The sequence below is a fragment of the Acinetobacter terrae genome, assembly GCF_013004375.1.
Lineage (GTDB): Bacteria > Pseudomonadota > Gammaproteobacteria > Pseudomonadales > Moraxellaceae > Acinetobacter > Acinetobacter terrae.
Genome location: NZ_JABERI010000041.1, coordinates 35,361 through 58,114, shown reverse-complemented (window position 1 = coordinate 58,114; position 22,754 = coordinate 35,361). Strand labels below are relative to the sequence as shown.

Genomic DNA, 22,754 nt, shown 5'->3' with positions numbered 1-22,754 from the left:
CGGCCTTAGTTCACTTTTTGAAAGTTGAGTTGTACTGCACCAATTTCTTTTTGCGCAGGTAACATCTGATTTGAGCCTTTGGCTTTTACATCCAGATTGAATGTTTGATAAGAATGTTCACCATGCTCACGCGAGGTTTCAACATGAATCAGGTACTGACCTGCTGCTACCGCTTTACCGGTTTCATCTTTACCATCCCAAGCCAATTTGTAATGACCCGGTTGACGTGAAGGTTTCGCTACGGCATCCAAATTTGGCATTTGGCGTCCATAACGGCGATACCAGACATAGTTCGAGTTAATCCATTTCTCATCTTTTCCCCAAACTGCCAAGGTACGGACAATTTTTTTATTGGCATCTGTCACCCAAACCGAAACATATGGGGCACGGTATTTTTCAACCGCAATTTTAGGAATCGTCAGGTCAATAATGGCTTGATAACCCGCTGGCCATTTTGCAGAGGATTGACCCGCTGCTACAGTTCGCATTTCTGCATGTTGAGGTGTTTGAACCAAGCTGTTCCAACCCGAACTTTGATAAACCTGACCATCCGTCAAAGTGACTTTAGCTTCATAACCAATCAGTGCTTCAATCAGTTCCAAGCCTTCAGATGGGGTCATTGCGGCTAAAGCTGTTGCTAAAGCATCCGCATCTGCAGCACAGGTTCCCACCACAACGCATTGTTCAACTTGCTGTAGAGGCATGCCCGTTTTCGGGTCAAGTAAATGAGTTTGTCCTGCAAGACTACGGTAACCTTGTCCACTAAAGGCAATCGCTTGATCTTTTAAGCTTAAGACTTGTTGTGGTGCGCTGTTATCGGTATGTACAAAGGCATCTTGAACGCCAACTTTCCAGCCATCTTTTTGTGGTGCATTGCCCCAAACACGGATGTCACCGCCAATATCCACCAACAGACCTTCAATACTTGGAACGGCTTGACGTGCTGCAACTAATGCACGGTCAATAATGTAACCTTTCGCATAAGCATCAGGTGTAAATTTCACAGCTGAATCCATCGCAATGCTTTGTTGTTCTGCATCTAATTTTACGCTGTCCACTTTTAACTGGTTTAAAACTTGGGCACGGGTGGCTTCATCCAGCTTGACTACACCGTGCGATTGTTCCCATAAAGTAATCAGTTGCCCCAAGCGAGCATCGAAAGCGCCACAAGTTTTATCACGCCAGTTTTCACAGGCCGCAATCACTTCAAAAAGTTCAGCTGAAACATTGCCCTGTTTATTGTTATTTAAAGCAGTAATTTCACTGTCATCACGCCAAGTCGATAACACCTGATCTAACTGGCTAATTTCTTTTTGAATGGCATCTACAGCGCGTTTAGCCTCTTGTTTAGAAGCACCTTGAACCACTACATCTAATGATGTACCTAAAATATGATCACGATGGAAACGATGGGTTTGTGTAGCAATATTTTCAGACTGCTCTATTTTTTCACTTTGCTCGGCAGCATTTGCATGAAAAGGAGAAATCAGTGCCAGCGCCATAACCAATGGTGAGAGACGGAATGCCTTACGGATCGGATAAAAATTTCTAACAGCAGATGACATGCTGATTCTCCAGATTATTTTTAATGAATACTATTGATAATGATAGTAATTATCAAGTAGATTACGGTCATTCTATTAAATAAAGTTGATCTGGAGTAGCTAACAATGAATAACTGGTTAAAAATTGCTTTACTCACCTCTCTACCCGTACTGAGTCATGCTCATACCATGAGCCCTTTTCTGCTTCCTGAAGTATTTGATACCAAAGCAGCGCAAAGTATTAGTTTCCAAAGTGCGATTACAGTCGAGAAGTTTTTCGTTGCGGGGAATAATTTTAAAACCACGTATATTGTTACCGAACCTGATGGCCAACAAAAACCGATAAATGCAGCAGCATCATTAAAACGCTTTAATGTTGCAGAATTTGATTTACCTCAAGAAGGTACTTACCGGATTCGTACTCAAGATGCGCTGGGTAATAGTGGTAAATATGCCCTAGTTGATGGTCGCTGGTTACGCGTTCGTCCTGTTCGTGCTCCGATGCAAGCGCCTGCAGCTAAATCTGTTGAAACAGCAAGCACACAAAAAGTACCTGTCAATAATCAACCACCACGCGTGATTGCAGCGGATCAAGTGCCTGCAAATGCGAACATACTTGAAGTGACTAACTACTTTATTGCGGAAAGTTATGTGACTAAAGGCAAACCTTCTGCGCTTTCAGCACCAAGCAAGAAAGGTTTTGAGTTCAAGTTACTGACTCATCCAAATGAGTTATATGCAGGAGAATCATTAAAAGCACAGGTTTTAATGAATGGCAAACCTGTTCCTAACCTTGAAATTGATGTGTTTAAAGGTGCCAGCAGTTACGAGCCAAATGCAAAACGTGAACAGCCCCATGTAAAAACTAATGCTAAAGGCGAAGTAGATATTAAATTAGATCAAGCAGGTATTTATTTAATTACCACGTCTTATCCAGAAGCCAATGCTGATGCCACTCAAAAACCGGCAACAGAAAACTTTACTTATGGTTTAACGGTTGAAGTCACAGAATAACGTTGTTGGATAGATAAAATCTAAAAAATGATTCATATAAAAAAGCCTCCATTTTTAAATGAAGGCTTTTTTATTAATAGTTATAGAAGATTAAAAGTTATAGATCGCTACAGCATTCAGGCGGTTGTCTTCACCAGTCTTGCTACCATTTGGTGCAGCACCAAATGCTTCACGTTCACCATAGACATATTCCAGACCAAAACTTAAAGGCTTGGTTGGACTATAGAAAATATTTGCCCATGCCTGCCAAAGTTCTTTGTTGGCTTTGGTTTTATCTGCAAGAGCATCAATATAGTTTTGATCTTCATCAAAAGTCATATAACCATATCCCAAAGTACCGCGTAGTTTTTCATTAAACTGTTGGGTCAAACCTACAGTAATCGAATCAAACTCACTTTGAGCAGCAATACGGCTATTTGCTGTAATTGCCCCATTATTAAGATTAGTAACCGCTACACCACTATTGGTAAAGGAAACAAAACTGCTATCTCCTTTGACATGGTAATAATCGGCTTTTAGGGTTGTTCCTGGCACCACATCATACTTGGCACCTACACCTACACCCCATGCCATTTCTTCATCATTATTGATGCGTTTTTCATGCCCCATGGCACGTGCACTGATGTTGAAATTGTCGGCAAACTGGTGGTTTAAACGTGCAGTTAAAGCAGGTAAACGCTGATTTACCGTACCATCTTTCGGGTCTTCTGCTGCAACAACCAAATTAGTTTGTGGGCTAAACTTAGTGGTATGGCGTACTTGTGGCGTACGTTTCACTGCACCACCCACAAAAGCCAAGGCATCAATCGTTTCTGGCATATAGTCAGGTACTGCAAAATTTGACCAGGTTTGCCCTATCAGCCAGTTACCATAATTTAAATAAGCATGACGAATACGCAGATTATCAAAGTTGGCTCCACCCAAGAAGTCGACTTCAATTTTACCCTTGACCTCTTGCTCAGCAGCTTGAGTTTTAAAATCTAAACCTAAACGTGTTGCCGCTAAAGTCGATCTTAAACGGTCACTGTTTTCACTATTTCCCTTTAATGCAACAGCATTAATGTGGTTATAGGGCAAATCTCTGCTCGTGCCTTCCACTTGATAGGATGCATCTGCACGGACATTACCATACAGATTAAACTCGGCACCTTTGGCAGTTTTCAGTACAGGGGTTGCTGTAGCCACAGGCGCTGGGCGTTGAACCGCTGCAATAGCAGTTGCAGTCTGTGCTGTCTGTACTTTTTGCTGTTCAACCAGGTTGCGCAAAGCTTGAACTTCCTGTCTGAGCTGTTCAATTTCTTTCTGCTGTTGGGTTTGGGCTTGGGCCGCTACGCTGACTCCCCCTACACTTAGGGCAATCATGCTCATCATGAGCGTACGTTTCATTGTTGGTTGCGTGGTGTTCATCCTAAACTCACTTGTTGTTGTTCGATCAAATATTAGCAATAGATTTTCGCTACTACGATGGCAATCTATTTCACTTAGACTATTGTCTTAATTGAAAATGATAAGAAATTATTGGGTTAATTTTCGCGTAATTGATGTAGGGTTAACCTCATGTGCTGTACGGGATTGACCATCGACAGACACTTTTAAATTGACCAGATAAATGGCGAGAGCGGCAATAATTCCTGGAATAGCGATGGCCAAAAAGTTTATTTGATGGGGTAATTCAAAAGTGAGTAAGGTGCCGGTTAAGACAGGCCCAACAATGGCACCAATTCGTCCAATTCCTGATGCCCAGCCCATACCTGTCGAGCGAACTGCAGTTGGGTAAAATTGTGCAACAAAGGTATAAAGCAGAATCTGTGAGCCGATGGTTGCTGCGCCAGCAATCGCAATCAGAACATATAGCACCGCTTGTGGGCTGTTAAAGCCAAGCAAGATTAAGGCAATCGCTCCGACAGTAAACATAATGCTGAGTACCGGTTTTAAATGGAATCGATCCGCTAAAACACCGCCACCAATTGCGCCGATCATGCCGCCAATATTCAGGGCAAACAGGAACATGAGACTTGCACCCAATGAATAGCCGGCCTGAATCATCAGTTTTGGCAACCAGCTGCCTAATGCATAAACCATCAGCAAGCACATAAAGAATGCTGCCCAAAACATTAAGGTACTGAACATACGGCCTTGCTGAAATAAAGCGCGTAATGGTGCATCATCACCAACAGTAGGTTCATTCAGAACAAAAGTCGTTTCTGGACCAATCTCTTGTTCAGGTGCAATTTTTTTCACAATTGCACGCGTCTTTTCTGTTTCACCCTTTTTGGTCAAAAACATCAGGGATTCTGGGAGATATTTCCAAATTAACGGTAAGGTAAACAAAGGAATACTGGCGATATAGAACATGATTTTCCAGCCATGGTCTGCTACTAGCCATGCGCCCAAGAGTGCTGAAGCCATACCACCAATAGCATAGCCACTAAACATAATGGCAACCAAGGTGCTGCGAATACGTTTAGGTGCATATTCAGTCATCAGCGCAACCACGTTTGGCATTACTCCGCCAATACCCAGCCCAGCCAAGAATCGTAATATGCCAAATTCAGTCGGTGTGCTTGCAAATGCGCCCATGAAAGTAAAACCGCTAAAAATGGCAATACAGATCATGATGGTTTTTTTGCGACCCAGCTTGTCTGAGAGGGTACCAAAACTCATGGCACCAAACATCATGCCGAACAGAGCGGTACTGGCCAGCAATCCGGCTTGTACTGAACTGAGTGCCCACTCCTGCATTAAAATAGGTAATACGACGCCATAAATGACTAAATCATAACCGTCGAAAATAATAATCATTAAACACCAAATCAGCACTCCCCAATGAAAAGGAGTAAATTTGGCTTCATCCACTAAAGTATTTATGTTCAGTTTATTGGTATTCATTTTGCGCTCCTGCATATGAATCTTTAGATTTGTGGCAACAATGCGGCAAAGTGTTTTTTTTGTCCAAAACCGATTACATATATATTCATACCTTAAAAGTTAGACTCGCGTTATTAAAAATGAAAACAATACCTTATAGATATCTAAAAACTGAATGATATCGGTTGTGACATTTTATTTTCGCTATTGCGCTTTATTTTTCTGATAAAAATATGCCTACTGATCAAATATAGACAACTTGATCAGTAGGCATATTTCAAAAATCACGGTTTGATTTGGGGGATAACAATGCTAAAAATTGTAGGGAGATGAGACCTTGCTCTGTTAAATTACGGCACGATCATAAACAATCGCTTCAAGGTCATAAACCTGATAAATACAATCAAATAATGAGCGGATATCTTCACTTTCATCCATGCTGCGTATCGCCAGAAAAATAGGACTGACAGCAGCATCATCAAGTAAAGGAATATAGTGCAAATGCGATAACTGAATGGTTCTAGCACTTTCAGGAACAACGCAAATCCCTTCACCTGCGGCAACAAGTCCCAAAGCCAGTTGGATTTCACGTACCTCTTTTAAACTTTTTGGATCTAGGCCGTATTCCGAAAAAAGCGATCGGACTTGCGTAGAAAAATTAGGTTTAGGGTGGCTTGGGTATAAAAACAGGTTCTCATCCACAATATCGGTCAGATAGACGCCCTTCTTTTGCATGGCAAGTGGATGACTGGCATGCACCGCGACCATTAAAGGCTCTTCGCGTAAAAGTATCCGTCTAACTGCAGGATCCGAAATTCGTAGTCGACCAAAGCCTACATCAATTCGCCCTTCCTTCAGCGCCTGAATTTGATCTTTGGTGCTCATTTCGATGAGCTCAATTTTTAAATGCGGCTGTTGTTGACGGAATAGATAGACAATTTTAGGCAATAAACCATAAAGCAGCGAACCGACAAAACCCATAGTTACGGTTTTTTCGACCATTCCTACACGCTGGGTCATGGCCTTAATTTCCTCGGCATTAGACAAAAGTTTAACAGCGTGTTGATAAAAGAACTGACCCGCTTCAGTGGTCAGTAATGGTCGGCTTCCACGCTCAAAAAGCTGGATACCCAGCTCTGCTTCAAGGTTTTGTATCTGACGGCTTAAAGGGGGCTGAGCAATAAACAGTTTTTCAGCCGCTTTCGTGAAACTTTGCTCTTCAACCACGGCAACAAAGTATCGTAAATGTCTTAGTTCCATAATTAACCATACCTTTAAAGCATAATAAAATGCAAATTTGATCTTAGACAGTATATATTTATTCTTTTAAGGTATACCACATGAGATAGACAAAGCAAGATTGGGAAGCTTAAAGATGTACAAATCCATAGAAACGTTGCTTGTTGAAATTCCAACCATCCGTCCGCACAAGATGGCTGTGGCAACCATGCAAACCCAAACATTAGTGTTGGTGAAAGTCACGACTGAAGATGGTTTTACCGGTTGGGGCGAAGCGACCACGATTGGTGGATTGGGATATGGTGAGGAAAGTCCGGAAAGCGTCAAAACCAATATTGAAACATATTTTGCGCCATTACTAAAATCACTTTCAGGTCTAAATGTCGCTCAAATAATTAAAACGCTTAAACGTAATATTAACGGTAACCGTTTTGCTAAATGCGCTATTCAAACTGCGCTACTGGATATTCAGGCACAACGCCTAGGTTTGCCGTTGAGCGAAATCCTCGGTGGCCGTCTGCGTGATAGCGTGCCAGTGCTTTGGGTGCTTGCTTCAGGTGATACCGAGAAAGACATTGCCGAAGCGAAAAAAATGATTGAGCTGAAACGTCATAACGTATTCAAACTCAAAATCGGTTCGCGCCCTGTTGAAGCGGATGTCGAGCATGTACTGGCAATTAAAAAAGCCCTCGGTTCAGATATCTCGATTCGTGTCGATGTTAACCGTGCCTGGTCAGAACTTGAAGCGGTTAAAGGCATTCAGTTATTGCAAGATGGTGGTGTCGACCTGATTGAACAACCGTGTGCGATTGAAAATCTGGATGCAATGCAGCGTTTAACACGACGCTTTGATATTGCCATTATGGCGGATGAATCATTATACGGTCCGCAGAGTGCTTATCAGATTGCCCGTAACAACGGTGCATCAGTATTTGCAGTAAAAATTGCCCAGTCAGGTGGTCTGATTGAAGGTTGTGAAGTTGGAAAAATTGCCAAACTTGCAGGTATTGACCTGTATGGCGGCACCATGCTTGAAGGTCCGGTCGGAACGATTGCTTCAGCACATGTGTTTTCAACTTTCGAAAGCCTTGCCTATGGCACAGAGTTATTTGGCCCACTGCTATTGACTGAAGAAATTTTAAAAACACCGCTTCAATATCAAAACTATGAGTTGGTTCTGCCAACTGTACCTGGTTTAGGTATCGAACTCGATTTAGACAAAATTGACAACTTACGTCGTCAGTAATTGAAGGAGTTAGACATGCTTTTCCAAGTACGCATGGATGTAAATATTCCCCTGGATATGCCAGCTGAACAGGCCAACGAAATTAAAGCCGTTGAAAAAGCGTATTCACATGATTTACAGCGTCAAGGTAAATGGCGTCATATCTGGCGCATTACCGGTCAGTACTCAAACATCAGTATTTTTGATGTCGAGAGCAATGAAGAGCTACACAATATTTTACAAGGTCTTCCGCTATATCCGTATATGAATATTGAAGTTATGCCGTTGAACCGTCATCCTTCTTCTATTCATGAAGACGATCGCTAAGTTTCAAACATGCAAGATGGCGAACTTCTTCTCCATCTTCGCAAAAGCAACATTCAAAGGGTAATTAACAAGGACTGTGGCAGCCAGTGATCTCAAAGCAAACACTGAGAAACTAGCCACCCAAAAGCATACTTCCAAGGAGTAACAAAATGGATCGTCAAACGATTGAAAATGTAGTTAAAGCTTGTAACGTGGACACTTCTGAAGGTCCAGTAAATGCACGCGTACAACAAGTACTGGTACGTTTAGTTACAGATTTATTCCAAGCGATTGAAGACTTAGATTTAAGCCAATCAGAAGTTTGGAAAGGTATTGAAACTATTATCGACATTGCAAAAGCAGATGAGTTTGCATTGATGGGTTCTGCAGTAGGTCTTGAACATTTCCTTGACTTACGTGCTGATGAAGCAGATGTAAAAGCAGGTTTAGCCGGTGGTACGCCACGTACGATCGAAGGTCCACTTTATGTCGCAGGTGCACCTGAATCAACTGGTTTTGCACGTATGGACGATGGTTCTGAAGAAGGTAAAATCCCGACGCTTATCATCGACGGTACAGTAACTGATACTGATGGCAACATCGTTCCGGGTGCTAAAGTTGAAGTATGGCATGCCAACAGCCACGGTAACTATTCATTCTTTGATAAGTCACAAAGCCACTTCAACCTACGTCGCTCAATCTTTGCAGACGAAAAAGGTCAATACACTGCGCTTACCACCATGCCTGTAGGTTATGGCTTAAACCCTGAAGGTCCACTTCAAGGCGTATTAAACCAGATCTCTCGTCATGGTCAACGCCCTGCTCACGTGCACTATTTCATCTCTGCACCGGGCTTCCGTAAATTAACTACGCAGTTCAACATCGAAGGTGACAAATACCTTTGGGATGACTTCGCATTCGGTACACGTGAAGGTTTGGTTGCAGAAGCTGTTGATGTTACTGATGAAGCTGAAATCGCGCGTCGTGGCTTGAAAGGTCCTTTCAAACACATTCAATTCAACGTGGTTCTTCAACAAGAGAAAGAAGGTGCACCTTCTACTGAAGTTGAACGTCGCCGCGCAAGCGCTTAATGACCTCATAATAAGGAACCGAGATGTCAATTTAATGACATTTCGGGGACTTGCCCAAATTTGGAAAGTCGGAGAACGGACATGCCACGTATTCCTGTAATTAACACCAGCCATCTCGATCGCATTGATGAATTACTTGTTGAAAACTATGAAACAGGTGAATTTAAGCTTCATCGTTCAGTATTCACAGATCAGGCCTTATTCGATTTAGAGATGAAATATATCTTTGAAGGCAATTGGGTTTACCTGGCACATGAAAGCCAAATTCCGAATAATAACGATTTCTATACCACTTATATTGGCCGTCAACCAATCATCATTGCACGTAACCGTGCAGGTGAATTGAATGCCATGATTAATGCCTGTTCACACCGTGGCGCACAATTGTGTCGCAATAAGAAAGGCAATAAAGCGACCTATACTTGCCCATTCCACGGTTGGACATTTAACAACTCGGGTAAATTGTTAAAAGTAAAAGATCCTTCTGATGCAGGCTATTCAGACTGCTTTAACAAAGACGGTTCTCACGATCTTAAGAAAGTGGCCCGTTTTGAAAGCTATAAAGGTTTCTTGTTTGGCAGCTTAAACCCGGATGTTCCTCCGCTGGAAGAATACCTTGGTGAAGCGACTAAAATTATGGACATGATTGTTGATCAGTCTGATCAAGGTCTTGAAGTTTTACGTGGTGCTTCGACTTATACCTATGAAGGTAACTGGAAGTTAACTGCCGAAAATGGTGCCGATGGTTACCACGTTTCTGCCGTTCACTGGAATTATGCTGCGACCACTCAGCAACGTAAGGAAAAAGAAGCGGGTGACAACATTCGTGCCATGAGTGCAGGTTCTTGGGGTAAACAAGGCGGTGGCTCTTACGGTTTCGACAATGGTCACATGCTACTTTGGACACAATGGGCGAACCCTGAAGACCGTCCAAACTTCCCTAAAGCAGAAGAATATACCGAGAAATTCGGTGCTGCGATGGCGAAATGGATGATCGAGCGTTCTCGTAACCTTTGTATTTATCCAAACGTATATTTCATGGATCAGTTCGGTTCACAAATTCGTGTACTGCGCCCGTTATCTCCCTCTAAGACTGAAGTGACCATTTACTGTATCGCCCCTGTGGGTGAAGACAAAGAAGCGCGTTCACGCCGTATTCGTCAGTATGAAGACTTCTTTAATGCTTCAGGTATGGCAACTCCAGATGACTTGGAAGAATTCCGTGCATGTCAAGCTGGTTATGCCGGTATTGCGCTTGAATGGAATGATATGAGCCGTGGTGCAAAACACTGGATTCAAGGTCCAGATGATGCAGCCAATGAAATTGGTTTAAAACCAAAACTTTCAGGAATTAAAACTGAAGATGAAGGTTTGTATCTTGCTCAGCATGAACACTGGTTACATCTGATGAAAGACGCGATTACTTCTGAAAAAGAACTTGCTGCAACTGAAGGAGAAAACGCATGAGCGCGATTACTTTAGAAAAAATTGCTCAATTCCTCTACAAAGAAGCTCGTTTTCTGGATGATGAACAATGGGATGACTGGTTACAGTGCTATGCCCCATCAGCAGAATTCTGGATGCCATCTTGGGATGATGATGACAAACTGACTACAGATCCTCAGTCTGAAATCTCTTTGATTTATTACCCTGACCGTCAAGGTTTAGAAGACCGCGTGTTCCGTATCAAAACTGAACGTTCTTCTGCAACCATGCCGGATACCCGTACCAGTCACAACATTTGCAATATTGAAATTGTTGAGCAAAACGGTGATCAAGTCACTGTGCGTTTTAACTGGAATACTTTGAGTTTCCGTTATAAAACCAATTACAGCTACTTCGGTATGTCACGTTATGTGATTGATTGCTCAAGCGAGCAGTTCAAAATCTTGAACAAATACGTGGTTCTCAAAAATGATTACATCAATCAAGTGATTGATGTGTATCACCTCTAAAACTGCCCAAACAGACGGTAAAACCTTTCAGCCAGATGGAAAATTGGCTGAAAGGTCCAGATTTAAAGATTTATATAGGATATTCAGCCATGTCAAACCACAATGTTGCACTTCAATTTGAAGATGGCGTTACACGTTTTATTTCTGTTTCAGACGGAGAAACCCTGTCAGACGCAGCTTACCGTCAAAAGATCAATATTCCTTTGGACTGCCGTGACGGTGCATGTGGAACGTGCCGTGCGTTTTGTGAATCAGGTTCATATGACATGCCTGAAGAAACTTATATTGAAGATGCATTAACCCCTGAAGAAGCAGCTGAAGGCTACATCCTAGCTTGTCAGTGTAAACCGACTTCAGACGCAGTATTCCAGATTCAAGCTTCATCAGAAGTTTGTAAAACTGAAATTCATGAATTCCAAGGTACTTTGGCGCGTGTAGAAAATTTATCTGACTCGACCATTACATTTGACATCCAGTTAGACGAAGGTCAACCTGATATTCACTTCTTGGCAGGTCAATATGTCAATGTCGGTATTCCAGGAACCACTGAAACCCGTTCTTATTCTTTCAGCTCTAAACCGGGCAACCGTTTAACCAGTTTTGTGGTACGTAACGTACCGAACGGCAAAATGAGTGAGTTCTTAAGTGCCAATGCCAAAGCGGGCGACAAAATGACCTTCGCCGGTCCATTTGGTAGTTTTTACTTACGTCCAGTTACCCGTCCTGTATTAATGCTGGCAGGTGGTACGGGTATTGCACCATTTATGTCAATGTTGCAAGTGCTTGAAGAAAAAGGTTCAGAACATCCGGTACGTTTAGTTTTTGGTGTAACCAATGACTTTGACTTGGTGGCCATTGAAAAACTGAATGAACTTCAAGCGAAATTTCCTTGGTTTGAATATCGTACTGTGGTGGCAAATCCGGAATCTGCACATGAGCGTAAAGGTTATGTGACAGGTCATATTGAAAATGACTGGTTAAATGCAGGCGATGTCGATATTTATCTGTGTGGCCCTGTCATGATGGTAGAAGCCGTGCGTGGCTGGTTAGATGCTGAAGGCGTTAAACCTGCAAGCTTCTTATTTGAAAAATTCTCTGCAAACTAATTCGGGAATCAATCAAATGTCTGATCGTCAAAGATTTCAAGATAAAGTCGTAATTGTGACCGGTGCCGCTCAAGGCATTGGTCGCGGTGTGGCGCTGCAAGTTGCCAGCGAAGGCGCACAAGTGGTGATGGCTGACCTTTCCCCTTATGTGGAAGAGGTACTGGCTGAAATAGAAGCCACTGGTGGCGATGCGATTACTGTCAAAGCCAATCTGGAAACTTTTGCCGGTGCCCAGTCGGTCGTTGAAAAAGCAATAGCGACCTATGGCCGTGTCGATGCCCTGATTAACAATGTCGGTGGCGCGATCTGGATGAAACCTTTCGAAGAATTTTCTGAAGAAGAAATTATCAAGGAAGTGAATCGTTCATTGTTCCCAACGATGTGGTGCTGCCGTGCAGTGTTACCTGAAATGATTAAAAATCAAAAAGGTACTATCGTTAACGTTTCATCTATTGCAACACGTGGTATCAATCGTGTGCCTTACTCTGCTTCTAAAGGTGGTGTAAATGGTTTAACGGCTGCCCTCGCATTTGAACATGCCAAAGATGGTATCCGTGTCAATGCGGTAGCAACTGGTGGAACCGAAGCGCCACCACGTAAAGTGCCACGCAATACCAATCCTCTGACCGAGTCAGAAAAAGAATGGATGCAGCAAGTAGTGGATCAAACCATTGACCGTACTTTTTTGGGACGCTACGGCACCATTCAAGAACAGGTGAATGCCATTGTATTCCTGGCTTCAGATGAATCTTCATATATGACAGGAACTGTGGTTCCTGTAGGTGGTGGCGATCAGGGTTAAACCTGATCTCATCAAAATTCAACAGGATCATTGAATTCTACGCATGGAGGCAATAGCGCAATGACGACCCTGTTAAAAACATTAAAAGATGATTGGTCCATTTCAGCCACGGTCGCAGGATTTTTGGCCGTGCTGATCTCCTATTCAGGTCCACTGATCATTTTTTTCCAAGCCGCCCAAAAAGCGCAAGTATCCAGTGCCATGATGATTTCGTGGATTTGGGGAATTTCAATTGGTGCAGCTGTTGCCGGTATTTTTCTTTCGATTAAATACAAAGTTCCGGTGATTACCGCATGGTCTGCACCGGGAACGGCATTATTGGTGACCCTGTTCCCCAATATTTCATTGAATGAAGCCATCGCCGCATACATCACTTCTGCTGTGGTGATTTTTTTGATTGGAATTACCGGTTATTTCGACAAATTATTGAAATGGATTCCCCAAGATGTCGCAGCTGGCATGATGGCCGGAATCCTTTTTCAGTTTGGTCTGGGGCTTTTTACTGCAACGGATACCATGCCGATGATTGTTTTTGGCATGCTGATGGTGTTTCTCGTTGCAAAACGTTTAGTGCCACGCTATGCCATGGTTTGGGTGCTCGTTTCAGGTGTAGTTCTGAGTCTGGTTTTAGGCAAGATGAATCCGGTGGATGTCAATTTCACCCTCGCCATTCCGCAATTTATCGCCCCTGAATGGACCTGGAATTCAACCCTGAATTTGGCCATTCCCCTGATTCTGGTCAGTCTTTCCGGTCAGTTTTTACCGGGTATGGCCATCATGAAACTCAGTGGTTATGACACGCCGGCTAAACCGATTATCACGGTAACCAGTATTGCATCCTTGGCAGTCGCTTGTGTCGGTGGAATTACCATCGTTCTGGCCTCTATCACTGCTGCTTTATGTATGGGTAAAGATGCACATGAACTGAAAGACAAACGTTATATCGCCGGAATCGCCAACGGTATTTTTTACATTTTAGGCGGTTTATTTGCCGGCAGTATTGTCATGTTGTTCAGCTTATTGCCTAAAGAGTTGGTCGCTGCATTAGCAGGTCTGGCTTTACTGGGTGCGATTGCAACCAATATTTCTGTCGCGATGAAAAATGAATCTCATCGAGATGCAGCCCTCATCACTTTTTTAGCCACTGCCTCTGGCATGCATTTTTTAGGGCTCAGTTCCGTATTTTGGGGTATTTGTATCGGTATCATTGCACATTTAGTTTTAAATAAACGTGAACCGAATAGCACTGCTCTCCCTTCAACTCAAAGCTCTAAAAGTTAATGGGCAAATGATTGTCTAGGAAACATTATGATTGATAAAAGCTCCGCTTCACTGACTGAAGCACTTTCGCAAATTAAAGATGGTGCAACCATCATGATTGGTGGTTTCGGTACGGCTGGACAACCGGCTGAACTGATTGATGGCTTGATTGAACTGGGTGTTAAAGACCTGATCATCGTCAACAACAATGCCGGTAATGGTGATTACGGTTTGGCTAAACTGTTAAAAACCGGTGCGGTACGCAAAATCATCTGCTCTTTCCCTCGTCAGTCAGATTCCTATGTATTCGATGAAATCTATCGTGCCGGCAAGATCGAACTGGAACTGGTACCGCAAGGCAACCTGGCCTGCCGTATTCAGGCTGCAGGTATGGGCTTAGGTCCGATCTATACCCCAACCGGTTTTGGTACCTTGCTGGCGGAAGGCAAACCGACCATGAACTATGAAGGCAAAGACTATGTGCTGGAAAATCCGATCAAAGCAGATTTTGCTTTAATCAAAGCGCATAAAGGCGACCGCTGGGGCAATCTGGTTTACCGTAAATCGGCACGTAACTTTGGCCCGATTATGGCCATGGCAGCCGATGTCACCATTGCCCAGGTTTCTGAAGTGGTTGAACTGGGTGCACTTGATCCAGAGCACATCATCACCCCGGGGATTTTTGTTCAACACGTGGTTGCAGTAAAACCTGCACAGTAATTGGCATTGGAGTATTAAAAGATGAGTTATACCAAATTAAGCCGTGACCAGATTGCTGAACGTGTGGCACAGGACATTCCAGATGGCGCCTATGTCAATCTCGGGATTGGCTTGCCGACCAAGATTTCCAGCTACCTGCCTTCAGACAAAGACGTGTTTTTACATTCTGAAAATGGCTTGCTGGCTTTTGGTCCTCCTCCTGCTGAAGAAGACCGTGATCCAGAGCTGATTAATGCCGGTAAAGAATTTGTTACCTTGCTTGAAGGCGGTTCATTCTTCCATCATGGTGATTCCTTTGCCATGATGCGTGGCGGTCATTTGGATATTGCTGTGCTAGGTGCATTCCAGGTCGCTGAAAATGGTGACCTGGCCAACTGGCATACCGGTGCACCGGATGCGATTCCTGCTGTTGGCGGTGCGATGGACTTGGCTGTTGGTGCAAAAAAAGTCTTTATCACTACAGACCACGTGACTAAAAAAGGCGAGCCAAAAATCGTCGCTGAGTTGTCTTACCCTGCGACTGGTTTGAAATGTGTCGACCGTATCTATACAGACCTGTGTGTGATTGATGTGACAAGCGAAGGTATGAAAGTGATTGAGAAAGTTGAAGGTCTGTCATTTGAAGAATTGCAGTCATTGACCGGTGCCAAACTGATTGATGCAACTCAAGGCTAATACACTTTAAAGAAAATTTTAAATCCCCCTAATCCCCCTGAGCCAGACTTAAGCATTGCTTTAAGTCGATGCGCAAGAAAGGGAGACTTTATACCCAAGCTCAAATCATTTTGAAGCCGGGTAAGTCTCCCTCCTTTCAGGAGGGATTAAGGGAGGTAAAAGGATTACACAATGAAAAACGCCTATATCGTAGATGCCATCCGTACCCCATTCGGCCGTTATGCCGGTGGTCTGGCACCCGTTCGTGCCGATGACCTCGGTGCTTTGCCGATTAAAGCTCTTATTGAACGTAACCCAAGTGTGAACTGGGAACAGGTTGATGATGTGATTTATGGCTGTGCCAACCAAGCCGGTGAAGATAACCGTAACGTCGGTCGTATGTCATCTCTGCTTGCAGGTCTGCCTTATCAAGTGCCTGCAACGACGGTCAACCGTTTATGTGGTTCATCGCTGGATGCGGTAGCAATCGCTGCACGTGCCATTAAAGCTGGTGAAGCCAATCTGATTATTGCCGGTGGTGTGGAATCCATGAGCCGTGCGCCCTTGGTGATGGGTAAATCGGAAACTGCATTTGGTCGTAGTCAAAAGCTTGAAGACACCACCATGGGCTGGCGTTTTATCAATCCAAAACTGAAAGAAATGTATGGTGTCGAAACCATGCCGCAAACCGCTGAAAATGTGGCGGAACAGTTCAACATTAACCGTGCAGACCAAGACCAGTTCGCTTTCTCAAGTCAGCAGCGCACAGCAGCAGCACAAGCAAAAGGTTTCTTTGCCAACGAAATCGTGCCTGTGGTAATTCCGCAGCGTAAAGGCGATCCTGTTGTCGTGGATACCGATGAACATCCGCGTGCTTCGACCACCCTTGAAGCCCTCACCAAGCTGAAACCGGTGGTAAAAGCAGAGGGTACAGTGACGGCTGGTAATGCATCCGGGATTAACGATGGTGCAGCAGCCCTGCTGATTGCTTCGGATGATGCTGTAGCACAGTATGGCTTAAAACCACGGGCCAAAATTATTGGCGCAACGGTGGTGGGCGTTGAACCTCGCATCATGGGCTTTGGTCCTGCACCTGCGATTAAAAAGCTGTTGAAACAAACCGGTTTGACTTTAGAGCAGATGGATGTCATCGAGCTGAATGAAGCCTTTTCTGCTCAAGCCTTGGCAGTAACCCGTGACCTAGGTTTAGAAGATGGTTCAACCAAAGTCAACCCGAATGGTGGCGCGATTGCTCTGGGTCATCCCCTCGGTGCATCGGGTGCACGTCTGGTGACGACTGCTTTAAATCAGCTGGAACAAACGGGTGGCAAGTATGGCCTTTGTTCAATGTGTATTGGTGTCGGTCAAGGTATCGCTTTGATTATTGAACGCGTTTAAAAAATAGAATCCTTCAAAAACCCTTCCTTGCTGTGCTTTTTTTTATAGCAATATTTAAATTTTGTACAGTAAGGATTGAGGAAGGATAAGTAATACAAGGAATATCTATGCCAACTTTTAGCTCTAATGGTGCTCAAATCAATTACCAAACCTTTGGTAATGTGACTAAACCTGCGATCATTTTTTCAAATTCGCTTGGGACAAATTATGCAATGTGGCAACCTCAAATTGATCATTTTAAAGATGATTTTTTTGTGATTTGTTATGACACACGCGGTCATGGTGCATCATCAGCTCCACAAGGTCCCTATACGCTTGAGCAATTGGGTCAAGATGTAGTGAACTTGCTTGACCATCTGAATATTGAAAAAGCTGTTTTTTGTGGTATTTCAATGGGTGGCTTAACCGGTCAATGGCTTGCCGTTCACAAGGCCAAACGTTTTAACCAAATCGTTGTCTGCAATACTGCAGCGAAAATTGGTCAAGAACAAGCGTGGAATGAGCGCGCAGCACTGGTGCGTGAGCAAGGTTTACAGCCGATCGCTTCAACTGCAGCCGGGCGCTGGTTTACAGATAAATTTATTCAAAGCAATGCAGCAGAAATTGAAAAGTTGCAAAACAGCTTGGCAGCTGGCAGCGCCGAAGGTTACGCAAGTTGCTGTGAAGCTTTAGCAAAAGCAGATTTACGTGAACAGTTAGAAGAAATTCGTGTACCGATACTGGTTATTGCAGGTCAAAAAGATCCAGTGACCACAGTTTCAGACGGTCAATATATGGTAAATCATATTAAAAATAGCGCGTTATTTGAAATTAATGCCTCGCATATTTCAAATATTGAATGTCCAAACGAGTTCAATCAGGCTGTTCAGCAGTTTATTGCTTAATAGAAAAATAACAGAATTAGCCCTCACAAATTTGTGGGGGCTTTTGCTTTATAGCGGCTCAAAAGTAAAATTGAAGTGCTCTATAAAACCTATAAAAACCTGAATAATTTATGATACGTTTATTTAAGTTAAAGATAGAAAACTGAGAAAAAATGCCAAAAATCGTGATCTTTTCCGGTGCAGGAATGAGTGCAGAAAGCGGAATCAATACTTTTCGTGATCATGATGGACTCTGGGAAAACCACAAGATTGAAGATGTAGCGACGCCCGAAGCATGGCAAAAAAATCCGGAACTGGTGCAACGCTTTTATAATGCACGACGCAAAAGTGTTTTGGAAGCACAGCCAAATTTAGCTCATCAACTCATTGCCAAAATTCAAGATTTTGCAGAATGTTATGTCATTACCCAAAATATAGATGATTTGCATGAACGCGCTGGAAACCGGCATGTTTTACATTTACATGGCAATATTCGCTTAGCTAAAAGCTCTGCGCCTGGTGCCCAGTATTCTGAGACTTTCTATCCGATTCAAGGTTGGGAATTAAACCTGGAACGAGATAAATGTCCGCAAGGCTATCCGCTGCGTCCACATGTGGTCTGGTTTGGCGAAACAGTTCCTGCGTATGAACAAGCCATGCAACTGGTTCAAGATGCCGATATTTTCATCGTGATTGGATCCAGTTTGGTGGTTTACCCAGTTGCAGGACTGATTCATGAAATACCTGAAACATGTAAAGCTTATTATATCGACCCTAAAGCCGATCACCTTCGTGTACCACAGCAATATCATTTAATTCCCGAAACAGCGACTCAAGGCATGCAAACCCTGTTTACCCAACTTGAAGAAAGATTTTCGAATAATCGCTAAAATGGAAGAATTTTGTACTTAAAGCGCTGTCCATATTGAGATGAGATGTAATTCAGCTCATTCAACTAAAAAATCTAAGTTGACCATATTTCAAGGAAAAAATATTTTGTTTTGATTTAGTTGAAACCCGAATTGATTCCGTCAGTAGCGGAAATCAAGTGGATGCCAGTTTGATTGAACAACTCACTACAGAAAAAATAGATTTAGACCTCATTCAACAACAGCGTGATACGTAACTTAAAAAAGTGTATTTAAAAGTCTTCAACAATTTGAGGTTCAAGCTGAATATTGCCTCATTATTGAAGATTCATTGATTAGTGTTGAAGCAGTTCACAATGTGAGGATCGATATAGGCTATCTATGATCAATATTCGGTACATGAATTAAAATAAATTAAAACCTATACAAATTATTTTGTGCAAGATTATGCCGAGTTATTAAATTCTATCAATGAGATAAAAAAGATGCCGTAACTAAACTAAGCCACGGCATCGGATACAATCATTCAATTATTTTGCTTTTTTATAAATTGAGCCTGAACCCACCAGATTTCCGGTTTTCTCGTCAATCGCAAAATCAACCACACCGGCACCTGCATTCACCTCAAGTAAACCATTCTTGCTGACTGAGGCAGGAACAGGATTTTTCTTTTCAGTTTTACCGGTTGCTTTGTCTTTTAACGTATTGGTAATGAAATAATTGTCACCATTTTTGGCAATCACGAGTGAATTTTCAAGTTTTGGGTTTTCTAAGGTATTTTTCCAAGTACCTTGATAATCCGGTGCTTTAGCACAAGCAGTTAACAGAAGTAATAACGTGATTCCTGAAAAATATTGAATATATTTCAAAATTTTGACCTTGAGTATTGCAAAGCGGTCATTATAAAAAGAACGCCCTTTCGGTTAAGCAGGTTCTTGTTGGCAAACGGTTTCAGCAGTACTGCATCTGTTTTGCTTTCGTCATTTTTTGAAATTTATATCCACATTTCATTCATAAAAAAACCCATCTCATGATGGGTTCTCTCATTTTCTAGCTAGACGTGATCTTATGCAGTTTTTTGCATGCTACCTGTTTCTTCAAATTTTGCATGCCAAGACAAAGCTTCTTGCAAAATATGCGGCGTGTGTCCGCCCTTTGCACAAGCACGGTCAAAATAGTCGTTTAACGCATCGTGGTAACTTGGATGCGCACAGCAGTCAATAATCTTGCGGGCACGTTCACGCGGTGCTAAACCACGTAAATCTGCCAGACCCTGCTCCGTAACTAAAATATCAATGTCATGTTCGGTATGATCCGTATGACTGACCATTGGAACAACTGAGGAAATTGCGCCGCCTTTGGCAATCGACTTGGTCACAAAAATTGCCAGATGTGCATGACGGGTAAAGTCACCTGAACCGCCAATACCATTCATCATTTTGGTACCGGTGACATGGGTCGAATTTACGTTACCGTAGATATCAAACTCAAGTGCCGTGTTAATCGCAATAATCCCTAAACGACGGATGATTTCAGGATTATTGGAAATTTCTTGCGGCCGTAGCACAATCTTGTCTTTGTATTGTTCAAAGTTGCTCATGACACGCTTGGCACAAGCGTCAGACAGGGTCATTGAACAGCCTGAAGCAAAAGTCATTTTGCCAGAATCAATCAAGTCGAAAGTACAGTCCTGCAAGACTTCCGAGTACATTTCCAAATGATGGAAGTTTGAATGTTCAAAGCCCGAAAAAACGGCATTGGCAATTGAACCCACACCTGACTGTAACGGACCCAGATTTGTCGGCAAGCGCCCTGCTGCCACTTCATTCTCAAAGAATTGAATCAGGTGTTTGGCAATCGACAAGGTATCGCTATCTGGTTCATCCATATTGAAGGATGTATCTGGAATATCATTCAGTACAATCGCGGAAATCTTTTCAGGACTCACCTGAATTCCAATCGTACCAATACGATCGCCGGCGTGAATCAAGGGAATCGGCGCACGATTTGGACGGGCTTTGGGCACATAAATATCATGCACGCCTTCAAGCACAGGATTGATTGTATTATCAATTTCAATAATGACATGATCAGCCATTTCAATAAAATTAGCCGAGTTACCGCATGAACCTGTTGGAATAATCTGACCATCTTCTGTAATGGCAGTTGCTGCAATGACAGCCACATTAATACGCGGTAAATTATGATGACGAATGTTATCAGCCATTTCAGACAGATGCTGATCGATATACATCACTTCACCGGCGTTAATAGATTTACGCAAGCTGGGATCGGCCTGATAGGGATAACGGCGTTGAATGGCATGCGCTTCATTCAAGCGGCCATCAATTCTATTACCCAAACTAGCACCGGTGGCCAGGGTGATTTTTAAAGGATGTTGTTGAGCGAAATCCGCCAAAGCCAAAGGGACAGTTTTGGCTTCACCCGCACCACCAAAACCACTTAAACCTACTACAGCACCGTCTTGAATCAATTCAATCGCTTGTTGAGCAGACATTATTTTGTCGCGAAGGGAGACTAAGCGAATGCGTTCTAAACCGTTTTTCATTTAAAAAATCTCAACATAAACATAATTTTTGCCATCATCCTAGCGCACTAGAATCATGGCGTTTGTTGTGCTTATTCATGTATTTATTGTTGTATCGGTTTAAATCAATTCAACCGCAACAGCAGTCGCTTCACCACCACCAATACATAATGCTGCAATACCTTTCTTGCCACCGGTACGTTTAAGTGCATGAATCAAGGTCACAATAATACGTGAACCTGATGAACCCAGTGGATGTCCAAGTGCACACGCACCACCGTTCACATTGACTTTGGCTTTATCTAAATTGAAAGCATCAATGGCTGCCATGGTCACCATCGCGAAGGCTTCATTAATTTCCCAAAGATCAACTTCTGCAGCAGTCCAGCCAGTTTGCTTCAAGACTTTCTCAATTGCGCCTACGGGTGCAATACTAAATTCAGAAGGATGTTGTGAATGGCCTGCATAGGCTAGAACTTTAGCAACGGGTTCAAGACCACGTTCAGCGGCAATTTCTTCCGAAGTGATCACCAAGGCAGATGCACCATCGCTAATCGAGCTTGAGTTTGCCGCTGTAATGGTTCCATCTTTTTTAAATGCTGGACGTAAAGTCGGAATTTTATCTGCTTTGGCATTCAGTGGTTGCTCATCTTGCTCAACCACTACATCGCCTTTACGGCTAGATACGGTTACAGGTGCAATTTCAGCCTTGAAATAACCATTATTAATTGCCGTCACGGCTTTATTTAAAGAGCTGATCGCAAAAGCATCTTGTTGCTCGCGGGTATAGCCTTTTTTATCTGCCATTTCTTGTGCAAGAATGCCCATGGAAAGACCGGTTTCAGCATCTTCCAGGCCTTCCTGGAACATGTGGTCTGTGGTTTTACCATGTCCCATACGGTAACCGGCACGCGCTTTTTCAAGTAGATATGGCGCATTGCTCATCGATTCCATACCACCGGCAACCACAATTTGTGCAGAACCGGCTTTAACGGCATCAGCAGCTTGCATCACCGCTTTCATACCCGAACCACAAATTTTATTGATGGTGGTCGCACCGGTAGAATCAGGTAAGCCTGCCTGGCGCATGGCTTGGCGTGCCGGACCTTGCTTTAAGCCTGCGGGCAAAACACAGCCAAAAATCACTTCATCAATATCTGTAGGCTGTAAGCCTGAACGTGCAACCGCTTCTTTAATGGCCACTGCGCCTAAATCGGGTGCGGTACATGCAGAAAGTGCGCCTTGAAAACCACCCATCGCTGTACGTACACCATTTACAATAACAATCATTT

The 22,754-nt window shown here is 43.1% G+C and carries 21 protein-coding genes; 14 read left to right on the top strand and 7 right to left on the bottom strand.

Features of this window, described 5'->3' with window-relative positions:
* Positions 1 to 5: 5 nt before the first annotated feature.
* Positions 6 to 1,565, bottom strand: coding sequence for a DUF2271 domain-containing protein (locus HLH14_RS15050; RefSeq protein ID WP_171533382.1), 1,560 nt, complete (start codon positions 1,563 to 1,565; stop codon positions 6 to 8).
* A gap of 105 nt (positions 1,566 to 1,670) precedes the next feature.
* Here HLH14_RS15050 and HLH14_RS15045 point away from each other — a divergent pair, with 105 nt between their 5' ends.
* Positions 1,671 to 2,558, top strand: a complete 888-nt coding sequence (locus tag HLH14_RS15045) for a DUF4198 domain-containing protein (protein WP_171533381.1) — start codon at positions 1,671 to 1,673, stop codon at positions 2,556 to 2,558.
* 90 nt (positions 2,559 to 2,648) lie between these two features.
* Here the strand turns inward: HLH14_RS15045 and HLH14_RS15040 are convergent, their stop codons facing one another.
* The 3 genes from HLH14_RS15040 to HLH14_RS15030 form a co-directional block, all read right to left on the bottom strand.
* On the bottom strand, positions 2,649 to 3,965 hold the full coding sequence (locus HLH14_RS15040) for a DcaP family trimeric outer membrane transporter (RefSeq protein ID WP_171533380.1): 1,317 nt from the start codon (positions 3,963 to 3,965) through the stop codon (positions 2,649 to 2,651).
* 108 nt (positions 3,966 to 4,073) lie between these two features.
* A complete protein-coding gene (locus HLH14_RS15035) occupies positions 4,074 to 5,447 on the bottom strand; it encodes an MFS transporter (RefSeq protein ID WP_171533379.1) in 1,374 nt (457 codons plus the stop codon).
* 324 nt (positions 5,448 to 5,771) lie between these two features.
* Positions 5,772 to 6,686, bottom strand: coding sequence for a LysR family transcriptional regulator (locus tag HLH14_RS15030; protein ID WP_067722600.1), 915 nt, complete (start codon positions 6,684 to 6,686; stop codon positions 5,772 to 5,774).
* A 115-nt stretch (positions 6,687 to 6,801) separates the two neighbouring features.
* Between HLH14_RS15030 and HLH14_RS15025 the strand changes: the two genes are divergently transcribed.
* The 13 genes from HLH14_RS15025 to HLH14_RS14965 all read left to right on the top strand — a co-directional run bounded on the left by HLH14_RS15025 (position 6,802) and on the right by HLH14_RS14965 (position 18,935).
* On the top strand, positions 6,802 to 7,911 hold the full coding sequence (locus tag HLH14_RS15025) for a muconate/chloromuconate family cycloisomerase (RefSeq protein WP_171533378.1): 1,110 nt from the start codon (positions 6,802 to 6,804) through the stop codon (positions 7,909 to 7,911).
* A gap of 15 nt (positions 7,912 to 7,926) precedes the next feature.
* On the top strand, positions 7,927 to 8,217 hold the full coding sequence (gene catC / locus HLH14_RS15020; protein WP_086193254.1) for a muconolactone Delta-isomerase: 291 nt from the start codon (positions 7,927 to 7,929) through the stop codon (positions 8,215 to 8,217).
* A gap of 149 nt (positions 8,218 to 8,366) precedes the next feature.
* Entirely contained in the window at positions 8,367 to 9,287 is a 921-nt protein-coding gene (gene catA / locus HLH14_RS15015) for a catechol 1,2-dioxygenase (protein WP_067722606.1), read from the top strand.
* 81 nt (positions 9,288 to 9,368) lie between these two features.
* On the top strand, positions 9,369 to 10,754 hold the full coding sequence (benA, locus tag HLH14_RS15010; RefSeq protein WP_171533377.1) for a benzoate 1,2-dioxygenase large subunit: 1,386 nt from the start codon (positions 9,369 to 9,371) through the stop codon (positions 10,752 to 10,754).
* Positions 10,751 to 11,242, top strand: coding sequence for a benzoate 1,2-dioxygenase small subunit (gene benB / locus HLH14_RS15005; protein ID WP_086193257.1), 492 nt, complete (start codon positions 10,751 to 10,753; stop codon positions 11,240 to 11,242). The genes benA and benB overlap by 4 nt, the downstream gene beginning before the upstream one ends.
* 89 nt (positions 11,243 to 11,331) lie before the next feature.
* Complete coding sequence (gene benC, locus HLH14_RS15000; protein ID WP_171533376.1) at positions 11,332 to 12,348, top strand: benzoate 1,2-dioxygenase electron transfer component BenC; 1,017 nt, start codon at positions 11,332 to 11,334, stop codon at positions 12,346 to 12,348.
* A gap of 16 nt (positions 12,349 to 12,364) precedes the next feature.
* Positions 12,365 to 13,150: a benzoate diol dehydrogenase BenD gene (benD, locus tag HLH14_RS14995; protein WP_171533375.1), complete on the top strand. Its 786-nt coding sequence runs from the start codon at positions 12,365 to 12,367 to the stop codon at positions 13,148 to 13,150.
* Positions 13,151 to 13,210: 60 nt separating this feature from the next.
* Positions 13,211 to 14,431, top strand: coding sequence for a benzoate/H(+) symporter BenE (benE, locus tag HLH14_RS14990; protein WP_171533374.1), 1,221 nt, complete (start codon positions 13,211 to 13,213; stop codon positions 14,429 to 14,431).
* Between the two features lie 27 nt (positions 14,432 to 14,458).
* Positions 14,459 to 15,130 carry a 3-oxoacid CoA-transferase subunit A gene (locus HLH14_RS14985; protein WP_171533373.1) on the top strand — a complete coding sequence of 224 codons (672 nt, stop codon included), beginning with the start codon at positions 14,459 to 14,461 and terminating at the stop codon, positions 15,128 to 15,130.
* A 21-nt stretch (positions 15,131 to 15,151) separates the two neighbouring features.
* A complete protein-coding gene (locus tag HLH14_RS14980) occupies positions 15,152 to 15,805 on the top strand; it encodes a 3-oxoacid CoA-transferase subunit B (RefSeq protein ID WP_171533372.1) in 654 nt (217 codons plus the stop codon).
* 171 nt (positions 15,806 to 15,976) lie between these two features.
* Positions 15,977 to 17,182 (top strand): 3-oxoadipyl-CoA thiolase, encoded by a 1,206-nt coding sequence (gene pcaF, locus HLH14_RS14975; RefSeq protein WP_171533371.1) that lies wholly within the window; start codon positions 15,977 to 15,979, stop codon positions 17,180 to 17,182.
* A gap of 107 nt (positions 17,183 to 17,289) precedes the next feature.
* Positions 17,290 to 18,066, top strand: coding sequence for a 3-oxoadipate enol-lactonase (gene pcaD / locus HLH14_RS14970; RefSeq protein ID WP_086193263.1), 777 nt, complete (start codon positions 17,290 to 17,292; stop codon positions 18,064 to 18,066).
* A 152-nt stretch (positions 18,067 to 18,218) separates the two neighbouring features.
* The gene (locus HLH14_RS14965) at positions 18,219 to 18,935 is read left to right on the top strand and encodes an SIR2 family NAD-dependent protein deacylase (protein WP_171533370.1); all 717 of its coding nucleotides are present in this window, start codon (positions 18,219 to 18,221) and stop codon (positions 18,933 to 18,935) included.
* Positions 18,936 to 19,444: 509 nt separating this feature from the next.
* Here the strand turns inward: HLH14_RS14965 and HLH14_RS14960 are convergent.
* The 3 genes from HLH14_RS14960 to HLH14_RS14950 all read right to left on the bottom strand — a co-directional run bounded on the left by HLH14_RS14960 (position 19,445) and on the right by HLH14_RS14950 (position 22,752).
* Positions 19,445 to 19,783 (bottom strand): hypothetical protein, encoded by a 339-nt coding sequence (locus HLH14_RS14960; protein ID WP_171533369.1) that lies wholly within the window; start codon positions 19,781 to 19,783, stop codon positions 19,445 to 19,447.
* A 197-nt stretch (positions 19,784 to 19,980) separates the two neighbouring features.
* Positions 19,981 to 21,483 (bottom strand): succinate CoA transferase, encoded by a 1,503-nt coding sequence (locus tag HLH14_RS14955; RefSeq protein WP_171533368.1) that lies wholly within the window; start codon positions 21,481 to 21,483, stop codon positions 19,981 to 19,983.
* A gap of 99 nt (positions 21,484 to 21,582) precedes the next feature.
* Positions 21,583 to 22,752, bottom strand: a complete 1,170-nt coding sequence (locus HLH14_RS14950) for a thiolase family protein (protein ID WP_171533367.1) — start codon at positions 22,750 to 22,752, stop codon at positions 21,583 to 21,585.
* Positions 22,753 to 22,754: the final 2 nt, after the last annotated feature.